This is a genomic window from Brachymonas sp. KE5 (genome assembly GCF_057773645.1).
The window spans coordinates 1096067-1113045 of sequence record NZ_CM173463.1 but is presented as its reverse complement, the minus strand read 5'-3'; the positions used below and the strand labels follow the sequence as shown (position 1 = coordinate 1113045).

17 protein-coding genes are annotated in these 16979 nt (G+C 64.6%); 12 read left to right on the top strand and 5 right to left on the bottom strand.

Going from position 1 to position 16979, the window contains the following annotated elements; translation table 11 throughout:
• Window positions 1-33: 33 nt before the first annotated feature.
• On the top strand, window positions 34-1842 hold the full coding sequence (mnmC1, locus tag ACX36O_RS05360; RefSeq protein ID WP_488360165.1) for an FAD-dependent 5-carboxymethylaminomethyl-2-thiouridine(34) oxidoreductase MnmC1: 1809 nt from the start codon (window positions 34-36) through the stop codon (window positions 1840-1842).
• Here the strand turns inward: mnmC1 and dut are convergent.
• Window positions 1826-2281, bottom strand: coding sequence for a dUTP diphosphatase (gene dut / locus ACX36O_RS05355; protein WP_488360164.1), 456 nt, complete (start codon window positions 2279-2281; stop codon window positions 1826-1828). The two genes, mnmC1 and dut, sit on opposite strands and share 17 nt — an antisense overlap.
• Window positions 2282-2546: 265 nt before the next feature.
• Here dut and efp point away from each other — a divergent pair, with 265 nt between their 5' ends.
• The 3 genes from efp to ACX36O_RS05340 all read left to right on the top strand — a co-directional run bounded on the left by efp (window position 2547) and on the right by ACX36O_RS05340 (window position 4528).
• A complete protein-coding gene (gene efp / locus ACX36O_RS05350) occupies window positions 2547-3101 on the top strand; it encodes an elongation factor P (RefSeq protein WP_091816406.1) in 555 nt (184 codons plus the stop codon).
• A gap of 126 nt (window positions 3102-3227) precedes the next feature.
• The gene (locus ACX36O_RS05345) at window positions 3228-4163 is read left to right on the top strand and encodes an LOG family protein (RefSeq protein ID WP_213360307.1); all 936 of its coding nucleotides are present in this window, start codon (window positions 3228-3230) and stop codon (window positions 4161-4163) included.
• An 86-nt stretch (window positions 4164-4249) separates the two neighbouring features.
• Window positions 4250-4528: a hypothetical protein gene (locus ACX36O_RS05340; protein ID WP_213362830.1), complete on the top strand. Its 279-nt coding sequence runs from the start codon at window positions 4250-4252 to the stop codon at window positions 4526-4528.
• A 74-nt stretch (window positions 4529-4602) separates the two neighbouring features.
• Here ACX36O_RS05340 and ACX36O_RS05335 read toward each other — a convergent pair whose 3' ends face one another.
• Together ACX36O_RS05335 and ACX36O_RS05330 are read right to left on the bottom strand one after the other, a co-directional pair.
• Complete coding sequence (locus ACX36O_RS05335; protein ID WP_488360163.1) at window positions 4603-6240, bottom strand: DNA recombination protein RmuC; 1638 nt, start codon at window positions 6238-6240, stop codon at window positions 4603-4605.
• 18 nt (window positions 6241-6258) lie between these two features.
• Complete coding sequence (locus ACX36O_RS05330) at window positions 6259-7254, bottom strand: 2-hydroxyacid dehydrogenase (RefSeq protein ID WP_488360162.1); 996 nt, start codon at window positions 7252-7254, stop codon at window positions 6259-6261.
• A gap of 377 nt (window positions 7255-7631) precedes the next feature.
• Between ACX36O_RS05330 and ACX36O_RS05325 the strand changes: the two genes are divergently transcribed.
• Window positions 7632-8198, top strand: a complete 567-nt coding sequence (locus ACX36O_RS05325; protein WP_213360304.1) for a phasin family protein — start codon at window positions 7632-7634, stop codon at window positions 8196-8198.
• 163 nt (window positions 8199-8361) lie between these two features.
• Here ACX36O_RS05325 and ACX36O_RS05320 read toward each other — a convergent pair whose 3' ends face one another.
• Window positions 8362-9357: a patatin-like phospholipase family protein gene (locus ACX36O_RS05320; RefSeq protein ID WP_371698785.1), complete on the bottom strand. Its 996-nt coding sequence runs from the start codon at window positions 9355-9357 to the stop codon at window positions 8362-8364.
• Between the two features lie 235 nt (window positions 9358-9592).
• On the opposite strand from ACX36O_RS05320, the gene ACX36O_RS05315 reads away from it, so the two are divergent.
• Both ACX36O_RS05315 and ACX36O_RS05310 read left to right on the top strand, forming a co-directional pair.
• Complete coding sequence (locus ACX36O_RS05315) at window positions 9593-10351, top strand: 3-hydroxyacyl-CoA dehydrogenase (protein ID WP_213360303.1); 759 nt, start codon at window positions 9593-9595, stop codon at window positions 10349-10351.
• A gap of 267 nt (window positions 10352-10618) precedes the next feature.
• Window positions 10619-11227 carry a hypothetical protein gene (locus ACX36O_RS05310; protein ID WP_371687089.1) on the top strand — a complete coding sequence of 203 codons (609 nt, stop codon included), beginning with the start codon at window positions 10619-10621 and terminating at the stop codon, window positions 11225-11227.
• A 15-nt stretch (window positions 11228-11242) separates the two neighbouring features.
• Here ACX36O_RS05310 and ACX36O_RS05305 read toward each other — a convergent pair whose 3' ends face one another.
• The gene (locus tag ACX36O_RS05305; RefSeq protein WP_213360298.1) at window positions 11243-12868 is read right to left on the bottom strand and encodes a 3-(methylthio)propionyl-CoA ligase; all 1626 of its coding nucleotides are present in this window, start codon (window positions 12866-12868) and stop codon (window positions 11243-11245) included.
• Between the two features lie 179 nt (window positions 12869-13047).
• Between ACX36O_RS05305 and ACX36O_RS05300 the strand changes: the two genes are divergently transcribed.
• The 5 genes from ACX36O_RS05300 (at window position 13048) to ACX36O_RS05280 (ending at window position 16932) form a co-directional block, all read left to right on the top strand.
• Window positions 13048-14523, top strand: a complete 1476-nt coding sequence (locus tag ACX36O_RS05300) for a protein adenylyltransferase SelO (protein ID WP_213360297.1) — start codon at window positions 13048-13050, stop codon at window positions 14521-14523.
• A 127-nt stretch (window positions 14524-14650) separates the two neighbouring features.
• The gene (gene msrB, locus ACX36O_RS05295) at window positions 14651-15097 is read left to right on the top strand and encodes a peptide-methionine (R)-S-oxide reductase MsrB (protein ID WP_213360296.1); all 447 of its coding nucleotides are present in this window, start codon (window positions 14651-14653) and stop codon (window positions 15095-15097) included.
• A 52-nt stretch (window positions 15098-15149) separates the two neighbouring features.
• On the top strand, window positions 15150-15692 hold the full coding sequence (locus tag ACX36O_RS05290) for a septation protein A (protein ID WP_213360295.1): 543 nt from the start codon (window positions 15150-15152) through the stop codon (window positions 15690-15692).
• Between the two features lie 114 nt (window positions 15693-15806).
• On the top strand, window positions 15807-16085 hold the full coding sequence (locus ACX36O_RS05285) for a BolA family protein (RefSeq protein WP_213360294.1): 279 nt from the start codon (window positions 15807-15809) through the stop codon (window positions 16083-16085).
• Between the two features lie 34 nt (window positions 16086-16119).
• Window positions 16120-16932, top strand: a complete 813-nt coding sequence (locus tag ACX36O_RS05280) for a SurA N-terminal domain-containing protein (RefSeq protein ID WP_213360292.1) — start codon at window positions 16120-16122, stop codon at window positions 16930-16932.
• Window positions 16933-16979 lie beyond the last annotated feature (47 nt).

Genomic DNA, 16979 nt, shown 5'->3' with positions numbered 1-16979 from the left:
CTCCGGAGGCCCGCCTGAACACCCTGCTGCCCCATGTCCCATAGCCTCTGCCTGTCCGTACCGGACATCGCGCTGTTTCTGGATTGGTGGCAGCAGCATCGCGCCGCAGCAGGCATCCATCATTTTGTCTGGCAAGCCGACCGGCTTCCAGCATGGAGCGAGGTGGCCCGTGCCATCGAAGCGCGTCTGGGCGCGGATGGGGAACCGCTGGCCCGGCAGCTGCAGGCGCACTGGTGGGGGCTGATTCCCGGATGGCATCGTCTTCCACTGGAGGATGAGCGGCTGATCCTCCAGCTCGCGCTGGTGCCCGTGCGCGAGGCACTGGCAGGCTGTACCGGTGTTTTCGATTCCATCCACGCAGGCTCGGGGCTATTCCGCACGCCCGGGCTTGAGCCAGCACATCTGGCCGCTGCACTTGCCGCACTCAGCCGGCATGGCACGCGGCTGCATCTCGGCACCGCATCCTGTCCTGCAGACATCGCGGATGCTGTGCATGCTGCCGACATCACAGACGCCGACTGGCGCCACGCCCTGCGCAGCAAAGGATGGCAAACGGCCGACGGCCAACCGAATGGATACTTTTATAGCCCGCACTGGATAGATGAAAGTTCCCGATCCAGCGTTGTACCATCAACTGCCATCGTTATCGGCGCAGGTCTGAGCGGCGCTGCCAGTGCCTGGAGCCTGGCGCGCCGCGGCTGGGAGGTCACCGTGCTGGATGCCGGCCCGGCACCGGCTGCCGGCGCGTCCGGCCTGCCCGTGGGCCTGGTCGTGCCGCACACCTCGGCCGACGACACGCGCATTTCCCAGATCAGCCGGGCCGGCGTACGCTGCATGCTGCATCGTGCCGAGGCGCTGCTGGAGCCGGGCCTGGAATGGTCGCAAGGCGGTGTGCTCGAACACTGTGTGGATGGCGACAGCAAACTGGCCCGCGCCTGGCAAGCGCCGGATGCCCCCGGCGCCCTCCGGCCCAGCAGCGAATGGGCGCACCGCGCCAGCCCGCAAGACATCGCCCAAGCCTGCTTGCCCCAAGACATCACCGCCATCCTGCATCCCGGTGCTGCCTGGATCAAGCCGGCAGCACTGGTGTCCGCATTGCTCAGGCGTCCGGGCATCCGCTTTCAGGGCAACGGCCGCGTCGCCGCCCTGCAGCGCGCGGATAGCGGACTCTGGCAGGCGCTGGACGCCGACGGCCAGGTGCTGGCGCAGGCCCGGCATGTCGTCATTGCGGCGGCCTACCATTCTTCGGCGCTGCTGCAGCAACTCGCTGCAGCGTCAGGCCAACCGGCGTGCACGGACGCGCCGTTCGGCATCGCCTTCAAACCCCTGCGCGGGCAGATTGCCTGGGGCTGGCAGGACGATCTGCCCCACCCGGATGCCCTGCCGCCCTTCCCCGTCAACGGCAAGGGCAGCATGGCTGCACACATTCCCCACGCCACGCCGGAGCGGCAGGGGCCGATGTGGATTACGGGATCAACCTTCAATCGCGGCGATACCGACCCCAGCCCGCGCGAGAGGGACATGGGCGAGATTCTGGCCAAGCTGCAGATCCTGCACCCCGCTGCCGGCAAGGCGCTGGCCCCGGCCTTCGCCCAGAGCCAGGCCCGTGCCTGGGCCGGCGTGCGCACCACGCTGCCGGACCGCCTGCCCGTGGTCGGGCCGCTGCCTGTTCCGGGCCTGGAAGGCATCTCGCTCTGCGCGGGCATGGGCGCACGCGGGCTGGCGCTTGCCATGCTCTGCGGCGAACAGCTGGCCGCGCTGCTGCACGACGAACCCTGGCCGTTGGAGCACAAGCTCGGCCAGATGCTGTCGGCCAGCCGCTGGCTCAGGAACGCCCGGTAGAACCGTAGCCCCCCTCGCCCCGCGCACTCACATCTGCAAATGCGTCCACCACATTGAAGTGCGCCTGCATCACCGGCACGATCACCAGCTGTGCAATGCGCTCCATCGGCTCGATGGTGTACGCGGTGTCCGTGCGGTTCCAGGCGCTTACCATCAGCTGGCCCTGGTAATCGCTGTCGATCATGCCGACCAGGTTGCCCAGCACAATGCCGTGCTTGTGGCCCAGCCCCGAGCGCGGCAGGATCATGGCTGCATAGCCCGGATCCTGCAGGTAGATGGCCATGCCGGTGGGCACCAGTTGCCAGGCATTGGGTTGCAAGGTGAGCGGCGCATCGAGGCAGGCGCGCAAATCGAGGCCCGCGCTGCCGGCCGTTGCGTAGGCAGGCATTTGCGTTTTCAGGCGTTCATCCAGCAATTTGAGATCGACGTGCAGGGACATGGCGGGCAATGACAAGGAAAAAACAAAAACGCTATTGTGCCTGCGCGCCAATAGGACTGCGCGATGCGGCATGACCCTGATCAGGCATTGGCGCCTCGCGCGGCTGCGGCTGGCTCGCCCCTCCATTTGCGGCTAGAATGAGCGCCTGCAGTAAAAACCCTGCATCTTCAGCCGTGCGCGAGCCTCTGCAGATTCCCGCCATGGCCTACGCCGCCAGCATGCTCCGGGCATGCCTTGATGCGGCACTAACCTGATACACCTGAACATGAAAATCGCTCAAGAAATCCGCGCCGGCAACGTGATCATGCACGGCAAAGACCCGATGGTCGTGCTGAAAACCGAATACGCCCGTGGCGGCCGCGGCGCTGCCACCGTCCGCATGAAGCTCAAGAGCCTGCTGAGCAACTTCGGCACCGAAGTGGTGTTCAAGGCTGACGACAAGATCGACAACATCGTGCTCGACAAGAAAGAGTGCACCTACAGCTACTTCGCTGATCCCATGTACGTGTGGATGGACACCGAGTACAACCAGTACGAAGTCGAGTCCGAGAACATGGGCGACGCCCTGAACTACCTGGAAGAAGGCATGGAAGCCGAAGTGGTGTTCTACGAAGGCAAGGCCATCTCCGTCGAACTGCCCACCAGCGTCGAGCGCGAAATCACCTGGACCGAGCCCGCCGTCAAGGGCGACACCTCCGGCAAGGTGCTCAAGCCCGCCAAGATCGCGACCGGCTTCGAAGTCGGTGTGCCGATCTTCGTGGCCCAGGGCGACCGCATCGAGATCGACACCCGCACCGGCGAATACCGCAAGCGCGTGTAATGGCGCTGCAGGCTGGCCCTGCAACCCGGCAAGAAAGGCTTTCCGTGTGACGGGAGGCCTTTTTTGTTTGTGTACACTGGAAATCAAGCCGGCGCGTGCCGGAACACCCGGAACAAGAAGGACATTATGAAGAACAAGGGCAACCTGAGCGAACAGCGGCTGGCACATGCCTGGGAGGAACTCCAGGAACTTGCAGACCAAGGCATCGCCCTTCCCCCCGAATCCAACCGCCTGGCCTTTGCCGATCCCGAATTCCTGCTGCGGCGCGAAACGCGCAGCATCCGGCTGCAGATCGAGATGCTCAAGCCCGAGCTGGAGCTGGAGCGCCGGCAGATCGACCACACCGTCGTCGTCTATGGCAGTGCACGCGTGCCCTCGCCCGAGTTCGCCGCCCAGGTCATTGCCGCTGCCGAACGCACCGGCGATGCCGCCTCGCTGGCCCAGGCCGAGCGCTGGCGGCGCGGTGCAGCGTCATACGAAGCGGCACGGCAATTCGGCCGCCTGGTAGCCGAATACAGCGTGGGCAAGCCGCGCCAGAGCCATGTCTACATCTGCACGGGTGGCGGCCCCGGCATCATGGAAGCGGCCAACCGCGGCGCCAGCGAAATGGGCGAGCCCACCATCGGCCTGAACATCACGCTGCCGCACGAGCAGCAGTCCAACCCCTATGTCACCCCGGACCTGAACTTCAAGTTCCACTACTTTGCGCTGCGCAAGATGCACTTCATGGTGCGCGCCGTGGCGCTGGTGGTGTTTCCGGGCGGTTTCGGCACGCTGGATGAACTGTTCGAGGTGATGACGCTGGTGCAGACGCGCAAGTCGGCCCAGGTGCCCATCGTGCTGTATGACAGTGCCTACTGGAAGAAACTGCTCAACCTGGAGCTGCTGGCCGAGGAAGGCATGATTTCGCCGGAAGATCTGAACCTGCTCACCTATGTGGACACACCGGAAGATGCCTGGCGCGAGATCCGCGATTTTTACCTGGCCAAGTGTTCCGATCCCAAGAAGGTCGCAGTCGCCAACGGCCCCTGCCTGGTGTTCAACTCTCACGAGCCGGCCTGATACAGGCTGCGACAAGGTTTGCAAGGATCTACAGCACATTCCGGAAAGGGCGCAACAATACAGCCATAACCGGAAAGGAGCACACCATGAAAACGATTGTGTCTGCGCTGCCCCTGGCGGCGCTACTGCTGCTTGGCGGTTGCGCAGTATCGCTGGGCGATCCCTACTACGATGGCAGTTACGGCGCCGGCAACGGCTCGCACTGCCCGCCGGGACAAGCCAAGAAAGGCAACTGTCTGCCAGGGGGCGGCTTCTGCCCTCCAGGGTTGAAAAAACAGGGGCGCTGCGGACCTTCGACGGGTAGCGGCGCGGTGGTTGTCGACCCCGGCATCCGCGTTGAGCCTGTGCGGGTGGAGGTGCGTTAAAAGACGCCGACTCCAGACCATGCAAGCGCCCGCAATAGCGGGCGTTTGCACGTGAGAACGCCCCAATTCCGGATTCAGTCTGCGTCTTCGTCGGTAGCCGTCAGACTGGTGCCGGCTTGCGGCAACCCCAGAATGCCCTGTGCTTCCGGCTCCGGCAGCGCCTCGGCGCTGCGCAGACTGCGGTGCATGGCACGGTTGCGTCGCTCGGCTTCGTCCAGCGTGTTGAGCACGGTCTGGGTCTGCTTCTTGACTTTGGCGAGCACGTCGCCGAACTTGCCGAACTCGGTCTTGACGGCGCCCAATACCTGCCACACCTCGCTGCTGCGCTTTTCCAGCGCCAGCGTCTTGAAGCCCATCTGCAGCGAGTTGAGCATGGCCATCAGCGTGGTCGGGCCGGCCAGCGTGATGCGGTGGTCGCGCTGCAGGCTTTCCATCAGGCCGGGGCGGCGCAGCACTTCGGCGTACAGGCCCTCGGTTGGCAGGAACAGGATGGCGAAGTCGGTGGTGTGCGGCGGCGCGATGTAACGCTCGCTGATGGACTTGGCCTCCATGCGGATGCGTGCCTCCAGCTGGCGCGCGGCCAGTTCGGCACCTTCGGCGTCGGCACGGTGCTGGGCAGACAGCAGGCGTTCGTAATCCTCGTTCGGAAATTTGGCATCGATCGGCAGCCAAAGGGGCGTGCCATCCTCGCTCTTGCCTGGCAGGCGGATGGCGAAATCCACTGCGTGGCGGGCGTTGGGGTGCACGGTGACTTGCGCGGCATACTGGTCGGGTGCAAACACCTGCTCCAGCAAGGCGCCCAGTTGTGCCTCGCCGAACATACCGCGCGTCTTGACGTTGCTGAGCAGGTGCTTGAGGTCGCCCACGCCCTGGGCCAGCGTCTGCATCTCGCCCAGGCCCTTGTGCACCATCTCCAGCCGGTCGGCCACCTGGCGGAAGCTCTCGCCCAGGCGCTGGTGCAACGTGGACTGGAGCTTTTCGTCCACGGTCTGGCGCATTTCGTCGAGCTTGGCGCTGTTGGTGTGCTGCATCTGCGCCATCTGCGTTTCCAGCGTGCCGCGCATTTCCTGCAGGCGGCGCGCGTTGGATTCGCTCAGGGCATCGAGCTGGCTGGTGAGCGTGTCGGACACCTGCTTCTGCATACTGGCAAGGCCGCCCTGCACGCCCTGCAATTGCTGCTGCAGCAACTGGGCGTTTTCGGCCAGACGGGACTGCAGCGTGCTGTGCAGCGTTTCGCCCACCAGGCTGCGCACCTGGTCGAGCTGCTGCGCATTGCCCTGCGCCAGGCGAGTAATCTGCTCGTCCAGCGTGCTGCGTACCTCGTTCATGCGCTGCTGGTTGCCTTCATGCAGGCTGGCCAGGCGCTGGTTGAGCGTGTCCTGCACGATGCGCTCCATCTGCGCCAGCTGCTTGGCAAAGCCCTCGAGCTGCGCCCCCTGCGTACGTGCAGACTCGGCGGCATGCTGCACCAGCGCGCCCTGGAAGGTACCCAGCGTCTGCGCGTGCTCCTGCCGGCTGGTGCGCGCCGTCTCGGCCAGCTCGCGGCGCAGCTCACGCTCCAGCCGCTCATTGCTTTCGCCGATGCGGTCGTCAAGCGCATCGCGCAGCGACTCCAGCGCCTCGCGCTGCGGACGGTCATCGGGCTTGCGCAATAGCAGGACCAGCAGCAACAGCAGGTTCAGGCCCAGCAGGATCAGGGCCACGGTCAACATCAGGGATTCGGACATAACTCAGCGGGTCAGCACTTCGGGGTTGAGCGGCGTGAGCGCCTCGCCGCGCGTGAAAAAGGCAATCAGGTTGTCGGCCGCCAGATTGGCCATGGCGCGGCGCGTGGCCTCGCTGGCACTGGCGATATGCGGAGTGAGCACCACATTGTCGAGCGTGAGCAGATCGGGATGCACCTGCGGCTCGCCCTCGAACACATCGAGGCCGGCAGCGGCGATCACGCCTTCGCGCAAGGCACGGGCCAGTGCCGCATCGTCCACGATGCCGCCGCGCGCGATGTTGATCAGGCTGGCGCCTGGCTTCATCTGGCGCAGTTCGGCCATGCCGATGCTGTGGTGGGTGCCGGCCGAGTAAGGGAGCACCAGCACCAGGTGGTCAGCCTCGCGCAGCAGGGTTTCGCGCGAGACATAGCGCGCCCCGCACGCCTGCTCGGTGGCGGCATCGAGCTGGCTGCGGTTGTGGTAGATCACCCGCATGCCGAAGCCGTGCGCGCCGCGGCGGGCAATGGCCTGGCCGATGCGGCCCATGCCGAGGATGCCCAGCGTGCTGCCATGCACGTCACAGCCCAGCAGGGTGTCGTAGCGCCATTTGGTCCAGTGGCCGTCCCGCAACCAGCGCTCGGCCTCGGTCACGCGGCGTGCGGTGGCGAGCAGCAGGGCAAAGCCGAAATCGGCCGTGGTTTCGGTGAGCACGTCGGGAGTGTTAGTAGCCAGAATGCCGCGCGCCGTCAGCGCCGGCAGATCGAGATTGTTGTAGCCCACCGCCATGTTGGCGCACATGCGCAGACCGGGGCTGCGTGCAAGCAGTTCGCCGTCGATGGCCTCGGAGGGGGTGGTGAGCACGGCGGCACAGCCTTGCAGGCGGTCACCCATCTGCTCGCGCGTCCACAGCGCGTCCTCCGGGTTGTCGATGACCTCGAAATGCTGGCGCAGGCGATCGACCACATCGGGAAAAATGGCACGCGTGACCAGCAGGCGCGGTTGCGGTGAGCTTGTATGCATTGGAAACAAGGTTTGTGCTGGCGCGATTACGCCGCTATATATATGGGTCAGCCACAGGCATGGCCTGCGCGTGATCATAACGGAGCGTCTGGAGCCACTCAGGAATGGCACTCCTTCAGCCTGTGCCCGGGCAGGCGCCGCACATCCCGCATCCGCCCGCCACTTCAATACAACTTGTTGCAATTTGACCGCAGCTTTTTTGCTGCGCTGCACAAAAAGATATTGCAATGCAGCAAACTGGTCTTATACTAGAGCCCATGTTGCAGTGCAACAAAAGTGCCGGCGAGGGCTGCGACGCATGGCACAGGGGCTGAAAGGCCCCACCAACAAGCGCAGTGTTATTTTCACCTGTAGTGTAATTTTTTGGAGGAACTCCCATGCTGACCGCTGAACAAATCGCCGCCGCCCACAAAGCCAACCTGGAAACCCTGTTTGGTCTGACCAACAAGGCTTTCGAAAGCGTCGAGAAGCTGATCGACCTGAACGTGAACGCTGCCAAGGCCGCCCTGACCGACGCCGCTCAAACCACCCAGGCTGCCATGAACGTGAAAGACGCTCAGGAACTGCTGGCCCTGCAAGCTTCCCTGTTCCAGCCCCTGGCCGAGAAGACTGCTGCCTACAGCCGTCATCTGTACGACATCACTTCCGGCGCTGCTGCTGAATTCACCAAGGTTCTGGAATCCCAGGCTGTTGAAGCCCAGCAAAAAGTGAACGCCGTTGTGGACAACATGAGCAAGAACGCTCCTGCTGGTTCCGAAGCTGGCGTGGCCATGATGAAGAACGCCGTTTCCGCTGCCAACTCTGCTTTCGAATCCGTGCAGAAGGCCGTGAAACAAGCTTCCGACGTTGCTGAAGCCAACTTCAACGCCATGACCAACACGGCCATCAACGCCACCAAGACGGCCGCTGCTGCTGCCAAGAAGCCTGCTGCTCCCCGCGCCTGATAGGCCCTGAGCAAGACTGGCTGGCCAGATGCCAGCCAGCACAACAAGTTGTCTCCTTGTGTCTCGTTACCGGTGCAATGCCGGACTAGCAGATGCAATTTGCCCCACCTCGGTGGGGCATTTTTTTTGTCTCAAAGGTCTGGCGGCAGCACAGGGATGCGCCTCACACCCCTTTCGCAAGCAGGGCGCGGATCCGCGGCAAAGCCTGGCGCATGGCAGCGCGGCCGGCCTCGATCGAGCGCTCGCGGTTGCTGAAATCCGCACTGGAAACACCCGCCAGCGCCGGACGCAGCACCACATCAGCGTTTTTCAGTTCATTGGTATTGATGTTGCGCCCCATGATGGAGAAGGTTTTCAGCACCACCTGGGCCTGGCTACTGGCCGCTTCGGCCGTCGGCTCGCTGCTGATGTCGATGGCCACCACCACCTCGCCGCCAAGCTGGCGCGCATAGTTGACCGGCACCGGCGCCACCAGACCGCCATCCACATATTCGCGGCTGCCGATGCGCACCGGCTCGAACACGCCCGGCACGGCACTCGATGCGCGCACCGCCTGCCCGGTATTGCCACTGCGAAACAGGATGCCCTGCCCCGATTTCAGATCCGTCGCCACGATGCCCAGCTTGACCGGCATGGCCTGGATCGGGCGGTTGCCCACCTGCTGGTTGATGAAGCGCTCCAGCGCCGCTCCGCGCAGCAGGCCCCGGTTCAGGAAAGGCACCTGCCAGTCGGTAATGGCGTTCTTGTCGAGCGCCTGGGCAGCATCGCGTAGCGCCCTGCCGCGCAAGCCGCTGGCGTAGATGGAGCCGACCACGCTGCCCGCCGAGGTGCCGACCACGATGTCGGGCCGGATGCCGGCTTCTTCCAGCACTTCCAGCGCCCCGACGTGGGCGAAGCCACGTGCCGCGCCGCCCCCCAGGGCCAGCGCCAGACGCGGCTTGCGCCGGGCGACCGGCGGGGCCGCGGGCTTTTGCGGGCTCGGTGCCGGCGGCGCGCTGCCGCAAGCCGTCAGGCCAAGCAGTGTCGCCGCGCCCATGCTGCCTCCCAGCAGACGCAGGGCCTGGCGGCGTTGCAGGTGGAGATGCAGGGAATCAGCAGACGGCACTTCGGATGGCGACATGGCGGTAAATACAGAGGGATTCTGGATCGGACATGGCATGGTAAGCCGCCGGCAATTCACCGTGCAAGCAAAAGTAAACAGCCGCCTGTGCCGCCTACAATGATCCTGCGCGGATGAAAGCAGCGGCGGCCGCAGTGCAAGCCCTGCCCCGCTCCGCGTGCGGATCCGGAATTTTTCTCGCGTACGGCCCCGCGTTCGCCCTACAATGCGGTATTCCGTTGACGTCAACGTCAACCACAGCGACCCCATTTCAATTCGACATAAGGAGCTCGACATGGAGATTCAAGGCAAGTCTTTCATCGTGACCGGCGGTGCTTCCGGCCTGGGTGAAGGCACGGCGCGCATGCTGGCAGCCAATGGCGGCAAGGTCGTCATCGCTGACATGAACGAAGAGCGCGGCCAGCAAGTGGCGCAGGAAATCGGTGGCGTGTTCGTCAAGGCCAACGTGGCCGACGAGGCCGATGGCCGCAAGGTGGTGGAAGCTGCCACGGGCCTGGGCAAGCTGATGGGTCTGGTGAACTGCGCCGGCATCGCTCCCGCCGAGAAGATCGTCGGCAAGAAAGGCCCGCACAGCCTGGAGCTGTTCCAGAAGGTCATCACCGTCAACCTGATCGGCTCCTTCAACATGATGCGCCTGGCGGCCGAAGCCATGAGCGCCAACGAGCCTGAAGCCACCGGCGAGCGCGGCGTGATGATCTCCACCGCTTCCGTGGCCGCCTTCGAAGGCCAGATCGGCCAGGTGGCCTACAGCGCCTCCAAGGGCGGCGTGGTGGGCATGACGCTGCCCATTGCCCGCGATCTGGCCCGTACCGGCATCCGCAACATGACCATCGCTCCGGGCATCATGGGCACGCCCATGCTGTTCGGCATGCCGCAGGAAGTGCAGGATTCGCTGGCTGCAATGGTGCCCTTCCCCAGCCGTCTGGGCCGTCCCGAAGATTTCGCCAAGCTGGCCAAGCACATCTTCGAAAACGACCTGCTGAACGGTGAGGTGATCCGTCTGGATGGGGCGATCCGCATGGGCATGAAGTAATCTCGCCCAGGCTCGAGAGGAACGGCGCTGCGGCGCCGTTTTTCGTGCCTGCGCCGCTGTCCTGATGTGTTGCTTTCCTGCCGCGGGCATGCCTGGGCTATTCGTAAGCAATAGCAGCTACACCGGCGGCCATGCAACATTCATCGGTGGCAACCGTTAACGGCCTGGCAATTGGTTACGTATGGTCAACGCCTGGCTGGGTTGCGCCGTCTCCAAGGGCCCACAATCGGGTTGGGCGCCTGTATGGCGCAGCAGAAGGAGACCTCCATGAACATCCGTCATTCGATTGCCACCGCGCTGGTGGGCGCAGCCAGCCTGTTGGGCCTGGGGGCTGCCCAGGCGCAAGTCACGGTCAACGCCAATCCCTGGTACAACAACATCACCGTCGGTGCGCCCCTTACCCAGGGCGTGTACGGCCAGATCGTGCTGGGCGACGCCGCGGTGCCGCCGCCGGTTTACAGTTCGCGCCCGGTCATCATCCACCGCACTGCCGTCGGCTACGACCCGATGTACCTGTACGTGCCGCCGGGCCACCGCAAGAAGTGGAGCAAGCACTGCAGCCGCTACAACGCCTGCAACCGGCCGGTGTACTTCGTGAATGCCGCCTCGCCGCGTGCCTATGCGATCCATCGCCCGGGCAGCAGGGTGATCGTGCGTGATCCGGTGGTGGTGCATCGTCCGGTGGTGATCCGCGACCGGGACGACGGCCGCTACGACGAACGTCGCGAGCGCCGTGAAGTGCGCCGCTACCGCAACGAATACGAGCGCCAGTACCGCAGCAATGATCGCCGCCACAAGGGCTGGGAGCGTGGCAACGAAGGCCGCGGCAAGCAGCTGGGCTGGGACCGTGGTCGCGGCAATCCGCACCGCGACTGATCTCGCCTGCCCTGCTTACAGCGAGGGCAGCTTGTAGTCGCCCAGCATCTGCCGCACCTTGGTCTTGAGCATCTTGCCGGTGGCGCCCAGCGGAATGGCGTCGACAAACACCACGTCATCCGGGATCTGCCACTTGGCGAGCTTGTCTTCGTAAAAGGCCAGCAGTTCCTCGCGCGTGAGCTGCGCATCGGGCTTGAGCGCCACTACCACGATGGGGCGTTCGTCCCATTTGGGATGCGGCATGCCGATGCAGGCGGCCATGGCCACGGCCGGGTGGCCCATGGCGATGTTTTCCACGTCGATGGAGCTGATCCACTCGCCGCCGGACTTGATCACGTCCTTGCTGCGGTCGGTAATCTGCATGAAGGCGTCCGGGTCGATGGTGGCCACGTCGCCGGTGTGGAACCAGCCGCCGTCGATGACGGCCGATTTGTCGAACTTGAAGTAGCGCTCGATCACCCAGTTGCCGCGCGCCATCAGGTTGCCGTAGGTGGTGCCGTCATGCGGCAGGTCTTCGCCGTTTTCGTCGATGATCTTCAGGTCGACCCCGAACACCGGGCGGCCCTGCTTGGCCAGCAGGCGGCGCTTTTCCTCGGCCGGCAGGGACTCGTTCTTGAGCTTGAGTGTGCTCAGTGCGCCCAATGGCGACAGCTCCGTCATGCCCCAGGCATGGATCACGCGCACGCCCAGTGCGGCAAAGGCGTCGATCATGGCCGGCGGGCAGGCCGAGCCACCGATCACCGTGCGTTTCAGGCTGCTGAAGCGCAGGCCCTTGGATTGCACGTGCATCAGCAGCATCTGCCAGATGGTGGGCACGCCGGCACTGAAGGTGACCTGCTCGGCCTCGATCAGGTCGTACAGCGACTTGCCATCGAGCTGCGGGCCCGGGAAGACCACCTTGCAACCCGTCATCGCCATGCTGAAGGGCGTGCCCCAGGCATTGACGTGGAACATGGGCACCACAGGCATGACGGCATCGCGCGAACTCAGCGCCATGGCATCGGGCATGACAGCAGCGTAGGCATGCAGGATGTTCGAGCGGTGCGAATACAGTGCACCCTTGGGGTTGCCGGTAGTGCCGCTGGTGTAGCACAGGCCGCTGGCGGTGTTTTCGTCGAGCTGCGGCCAGTCGTAGTCGGTATTCTGGTTGGCGATCAGCGCTTCGTAACTCGCCAGGTTCGGAATGCCGCTGTCGGCTGGCAGTTTGTCGGCATCGCACAGGGCAATCCAGTGCTTCACCGTGGGGCATTGGCCGTGAATCAGCTGCACCAGCGGCAGGAAGCTCATGTCGAAGCAGAGCGCTTCGTCTTCGGCGTGGTTGACGATCCAGGCCATCTGCTCGGGATGCAGGCGCGGGTTGATGGTGTGGATGACCCGGCCGGTGCCGCTCACGCCGTAGTACAGCTCCAGGTGGCGGTAGCCGTTCCAGGCCAGGGTGCCGACGCGGGCATCGGCGGCCAGGCCGAGGCCATCGAGCGCATGGGCCAGCTGGCGCGAACGCCGTGCCGCATCGGCCCAGGTGTAGCGGTGGATGTCCCCCTCCACCCGGCGCGACACGATTTCGGTATCGCCGTGGTTGGCTGCCGCAAATTCGATCAGCGACGATTGCAGCAGGGGTTGGTTCTGCATCAGGCCCAGCATGTCTGTCTCCTTGTAGGTGTTTCGGGTCTCACAAGGCATTGTGCCCGCAAAAATGCGCACGACCGCAGGGGATTTCATGGAATCGTGTGAACATGCGCGCCGGTGTCCACCCGGCCTACCCCTTGGCGGCAAAGCCCTGCCCCGCCTCACGGACTTGACAGCTCCCGCACAATCGACACATGTCCGAACACGCGCCACACCCCTCTTCGCAAGCCACATGGCAGCCCGGCCTGGGAGCCTTGGGCGAGGCCTTCGTCACCTTCCTCAATCCGGTACCGCTCACGCAACCGCACTGGATCGCGCACAGCCCTGCGGCTGCCGCCTGGCTGGGCCTGGACGAAGCCTGGCTGGCGCAGGACGATGCGCTCAAGCTGTTCTCGGGCAATGCCCTGCCGGAAGGCGCGCGGCCTTGGGCCAGCGTGTACAGCGGTCACCAGTTCGGCGTGTGGGCCGGCCAGCTGGGAGACGGACGCGCACTGACCCTGGGCGCCCTGCCCGCTGCCGACGGCACGCTGCAGGAAATCCAGCTCAAGGGCAGTGGCCTGACCCCCTACTCCCGCATGGGGGATGGCCGTGCGGTGCTGCGTTCCTCGATCCGCGAGTTCATCGCATCGGAGGCCATGCAGGCACTGGGCATTCCCACCACGCGCGCGCTGTGCCTGACGGGGTCGCGCGATCCGGTCTACCGCGAGCAGGTGGAAACCGCCGCGGTGGTGACGCGCTTTGCCCCCAGCTTTGTGCGCTTTGGCCACTTCGAACATTTCGCCTCGCGCCAGCATGACATCCCCCTGCGCACCCTGGCGGATTACGTGATCGAACAGTTCTACCCGCACTGCCGGCAGGCGGCCAACCCCTACGCAGCGCTGCTGCAAACCGTTGCCGAAGGCACGGCCGACCTGATCGCCCAATGGCAGGCCATCGGCTTCTGCCATGGCGTGATGAACACCGACAACATGAGCATGCTGGCACTCACGATCGACTACGGCCCCTACCAGTTTCTGGATGCCTACGATCCCGGCCATATCTGCAACCACAGCGACGAGCGCGGCCGCTACGCCTACGACCAGCAGCCCGATGTGGCCTACTGGAACCTGTATGCACTGGGCCAGGCCCTGCTGCCGCTGATCGGCGAAGTGGCCGATGCCAAGGCCGCGGTGGACGTGTACCCGGCGCGGCTGGCAGAGAGCATGGCCAGCTGCTGGGCCGCCAAGCTGGGCCTGCTGGACCCGGCCACTGCGACCGGACTGCTGCAACCCCTGCTGAAACAGCTGAGCGTGAACCAGGCCGACTTCACGCTGTTCTGGCGACGCCTGTCGCTGGCGGTGGCCGCAGGCAAGGCGGACTTTGACGGCGTGCGCGCTCTGCTGATGCGCGGCGATGCCCTCGACCCCTGGCTGGCAGACTATCTGCGCGCCCTGGACGAGCATGCCCTGCCCGACACCGGCGCCGCCATGCTGCGCGCCAATCCGGCCGTGGTGCCGCGCAACTATCTGTGCCAGAACGCGATTGCCACGGCCGAGAAAGGCGACTTCGCGGAAATCCACCGGCTGCTCGAGGCCTGTACCACACCATTCGACACACGCTGGGACGAACACCCCTATGCCGGACTGCCGCCCGACTGGGCAGCGGGCATTTGCGTGAGCTGCTCCTCGTAAGCCGCTGCCCCGGCCACCATGCCCTGGCAGCTCTCAGGGCTACCCTGCAGCATGGCTGCCATCAAAACCCTCTACACTCGGCGCATGCGGGCACCATGCCCGCCCACTACAACCAGGAGACAAGGTCATGGAATTTCCGGTCCAGAAAACCCCGATCGAATGGGAAGCCGTGCTCAACGCCAAGAACGCCGAGCCCGTCGCCATGCAGGTCACCCGTTTTGCGGCGACCGAACATCCGTTTACCGGCATCTACACCGACCACTATGCCGAAGGCGTATACCGCTGCATCTGCTGCGACCAGCCCCTGTTTGCCAGCGCCACCAAGTTCGATGCCGGCTGCGGCTGGCCGAGCTACTACCAGCCCATCAGCGCCGAAGCAGTGGTCACGCGTGAAGACACCAGCCATGGCATGGTGCGCACCGAAGTGCTGTGCAGCAACTGCGGCGCTCACCTCGGCCATGTGTTCCCCGACGGGCCGCAGCCCACGGGCGAGCGCTTCTGCATCAACTCGGCTTCGCTCGAATTCGTGCCCCTCGGTGAGCCCGGCCAGGACGTGGATCCGCAATACCCGTAACCTTGCGCAAGACCTGTGCGCATGCCGCGCGCAGGCCGCATAATGGCTGCCGATGAAACAACTGCTCGACTTTCTCCCCATCGTCCTGTTCTTCGCAGCCTACAAGCTGTACGGCATCTACACCGCCACCGCGGTGCTGATGGCGGCGACCACGGCGCAGATGGCCATCCTCTACTTCATCGACCGCAAGCTCGGCACCATGCACAAGGTGACGCTGGCGCTGATCCTGGTTTTCGGCACGCTCACGCTGGTGCTGCAGGATGAACGCTTCATCAAGTGGAAACCCACCGTGCTGTACGGCGCCATGGCGCTGGCTCTGGCCGTGGCCCTGTGGGGCATGCGCAAGAATGTGCTGCAACTGATGCTGGGCACCCAGCTCAATCTGCCGCAACCCGTGTGGCACCGCCTGACCGTGGCCTGGATCGGCTACTGTCTGTTCATGGCCGCCATCAATGCCTATGTGGCCGTGTATTTCAGTACCGAGCAGTGGGTGAACTTCAAGCTGTGGGGCTATGTGTTTCCGCTGATCTTCCTGGTGGGGCAAGGGGTCTATATTTCGCGCCACTGGCAAGGGGACAACAGCCTGCCGCGCTGATTGTGCGACCGTGGTTTTCTGCGACTTCCGCCATGAATGATCGTCGCAGGCCTTGACCATCCGGCATCCCTATCCTGCCTGCCATTGTTCACAACCCTGCAACAAGTTCCTCCCATGAATGACTTCACCATCCCCACCGCCGCGCTGCTCCAGTCCCGCCTGGAACAGGCCCTGCAGCCCACCGTGCTCGAAGTGATCGACGAAAGCGGCCACCATGCCGGACATGCCGGTGCCAATGGCCTGGGCTATGGCACCCACTTCCGCGTGCGTGTGGCTGCGCCGGCTTTTTCCGGCAAGACACGTGTGGCCTGCCACCGGCTTGTGTATGATGCACTGCAACAAGAAATTACCGCGGGGCTGCATGCGCTGGCCATCGAAATCGTGCGCGACTGAAGCAGCCCCTGTCCTGATCTAGCGAGTTTTCACCATGTCTTTCCGTCTTTCCGCCCTGATCGGCGCCCTGCTGCTGGCCGCCTCCGTTGCCGGCCACGCCCAGAACCTGGCCATCGTCAATGGCAAACCCCTGCCCAAGGCCCGTTTCGATGCCGTGATGGCCAGCATGAAGGAGCGTGCCGCCCAGATGGGCCAGCCGCTGCCCGCCGGCATGGAGGAACAGGTCCGCCAGAAGCTGATCGGCGATGCCGTGATGGTGCAGGTGGCCGAGCAGCGCGGCCTGCATCGCACGCCGGAATACCGCCAGCAGATGGATGGCGCACGCAGCATGATCCTGTCGGGTCTGCTGGCCGAGCAGTACCGCAAGCAGAACCCGGTGTCGGACGCAGCCGCCAAGGCGGAATACGACAAGATCGTCGCCGGTCTCGACCCGGCCGCCAAGGAGCAGGTGCCGCCCTTCGAGCAGGTGAAGCAACAGGTCAAGGATGATCTGGCCGAACAGCAGGTGGGCAAGCTGGAGGCGGAGCTGAATGCCAAGAACGTGACGCCGGTGCAGGCAGCCGTGCAGCGCGGCCTGCAGCTTACGCCTGAATACCGCAACCAGATGGACGGCGCCCACGGCATGGTGCTGATGGGCCTGCTGTTCCAGCAGTACGGCAAGAACAATCCCGTCTCCGACGCCGATGCCAAGGCCGAATACGACCGCATCGTGGCCGGCATGGGCCCCGCGGCGCACGGCCAGGTGCCGCCGTTCGAGCAAGTCAAGCAGGAAGTGAAGGACGGCATGGTCGAGCAGCAGATGGTCAAGCTGCAGGACGAACTGCGCGCCAAGGCCCGCATCCACTGAATCCCTTGACGGAGCGCCGGGCCAAAGCCCGAGTGCTATCGTTTTTC

Coding starts and splice junctions, on each gene's coding strand:
- mnmC1 (WP_488360165.1), top strand. CDS start 34: ATGTCCCATAGCCTCTGCCTGTCCGTACCGGACATCGCGCTGTTTCTG.
- dut (WP_488360164.1), bottom strand. CDS start 2,281: ATGTCCCTGCACGTCGATCTCAAATTGCTGGATGAACGCCTGAAAACG.
- efp (WP_091816406.1), top strand. CDS start 2,547: ATGAAAATCGCTCAAGAAATCCGCGCCGGCAACGTGATCATGCACGGC.
- ACX36O_RS05345 (WP_213360307.1), top strand. CDS start 3,228: ATGAAGAACAAGGGCAACCTGAGCGAACAGCGGCTGGCACATGCCTGG.
- ACX36O_RS05340 (WP_213362830.1), top strand. CDS start 4,250: ATGAAAACGATTGTGTCTGCGCTGCCCCTGGCGGCGCTACTGCTGCTT.
- ACX36O_RS05335 (WP_488360163.1), bottom strand. CDS start 6,240: ATGTTGACCGTGGCCCTGATCCTGCTGGGCCTGAACCTGCTGTTGCTG.
- ACX36O_RS05330 (WP_488360162.1), bottom strand. CDS start 7,254: ATGCATACAAGCTCACCGCAACCGCGCCTGCTGGTCACGCGTGCCATT.
- ACX36O_RS05325 (WP_213360304.1), top strand. CDS start 7,632: ATGCTGACCGCTGAACAAATCGCCGCCGCCCACAAAGCCAACCTGGAA.
- ACX36O_RS05320 (WP_371698785.1), bottom strand. CDS start 9,357: ATGCCATGTCCGATCCAGAATCCCTCTGTATTTACCGCCATGTCGCCA.
- ACX36O_RS05315 (WP_213360303.1), top strand. CDS start 9,593: ATGGAGATTCAAGGCAAGTCTTTCATCGTGACCGGCGGTGCTTCCGGC.
- ACX36O_RS05310 (WP_371687089.1), top strand. CDS start 10,619: ATGAACATCCGTCATTCGATTGCCACCGCGCTGGTGGGCGCAGCCAGC.
- ACX36O_RS05305 (WP_213360298.1), bottom strand. CDS start 12,868: ATGCTGGGCCTGATGCAGAACCAACCCCTGCTGCAATCGTCGCTGATC.
- ACX36O_RS05300 (WP_213360297.1), top strand. CDS start 13,048: ATGTCCGAACACGCGCCACACCCCTCTTCGCAAGCCACATGGCAGCCC.
- msrB (WP_213360296.1), top strand. CDS start 14,651: ATGGAATTTCCGGTCCAGAAAACCCCGATCGAATGGGAAGCCGTGCTC.
- ACX36O_RS05290 (WP_213360295.1), top strand. CDS start 15,150: ATGAAACAACTGCTCGACTTTCTCCCCATCGTCCTGTTCTTCGCAGCC.
- ACX36O_RS05285 (WP_213360294.1), top strand. CDS start 15,807: ATGAATGACTTCACCATCCCCACCGCCGCGCTGCTCCAGTCCCGCCTG.
- ACX36O_RS05280 (WP_213360292.1), top strand. CDS start 16,120: ATGTCTTTCCGTCTTTCCGCCCTGATCGGCGCCCTGCTGCTGGCCGCC.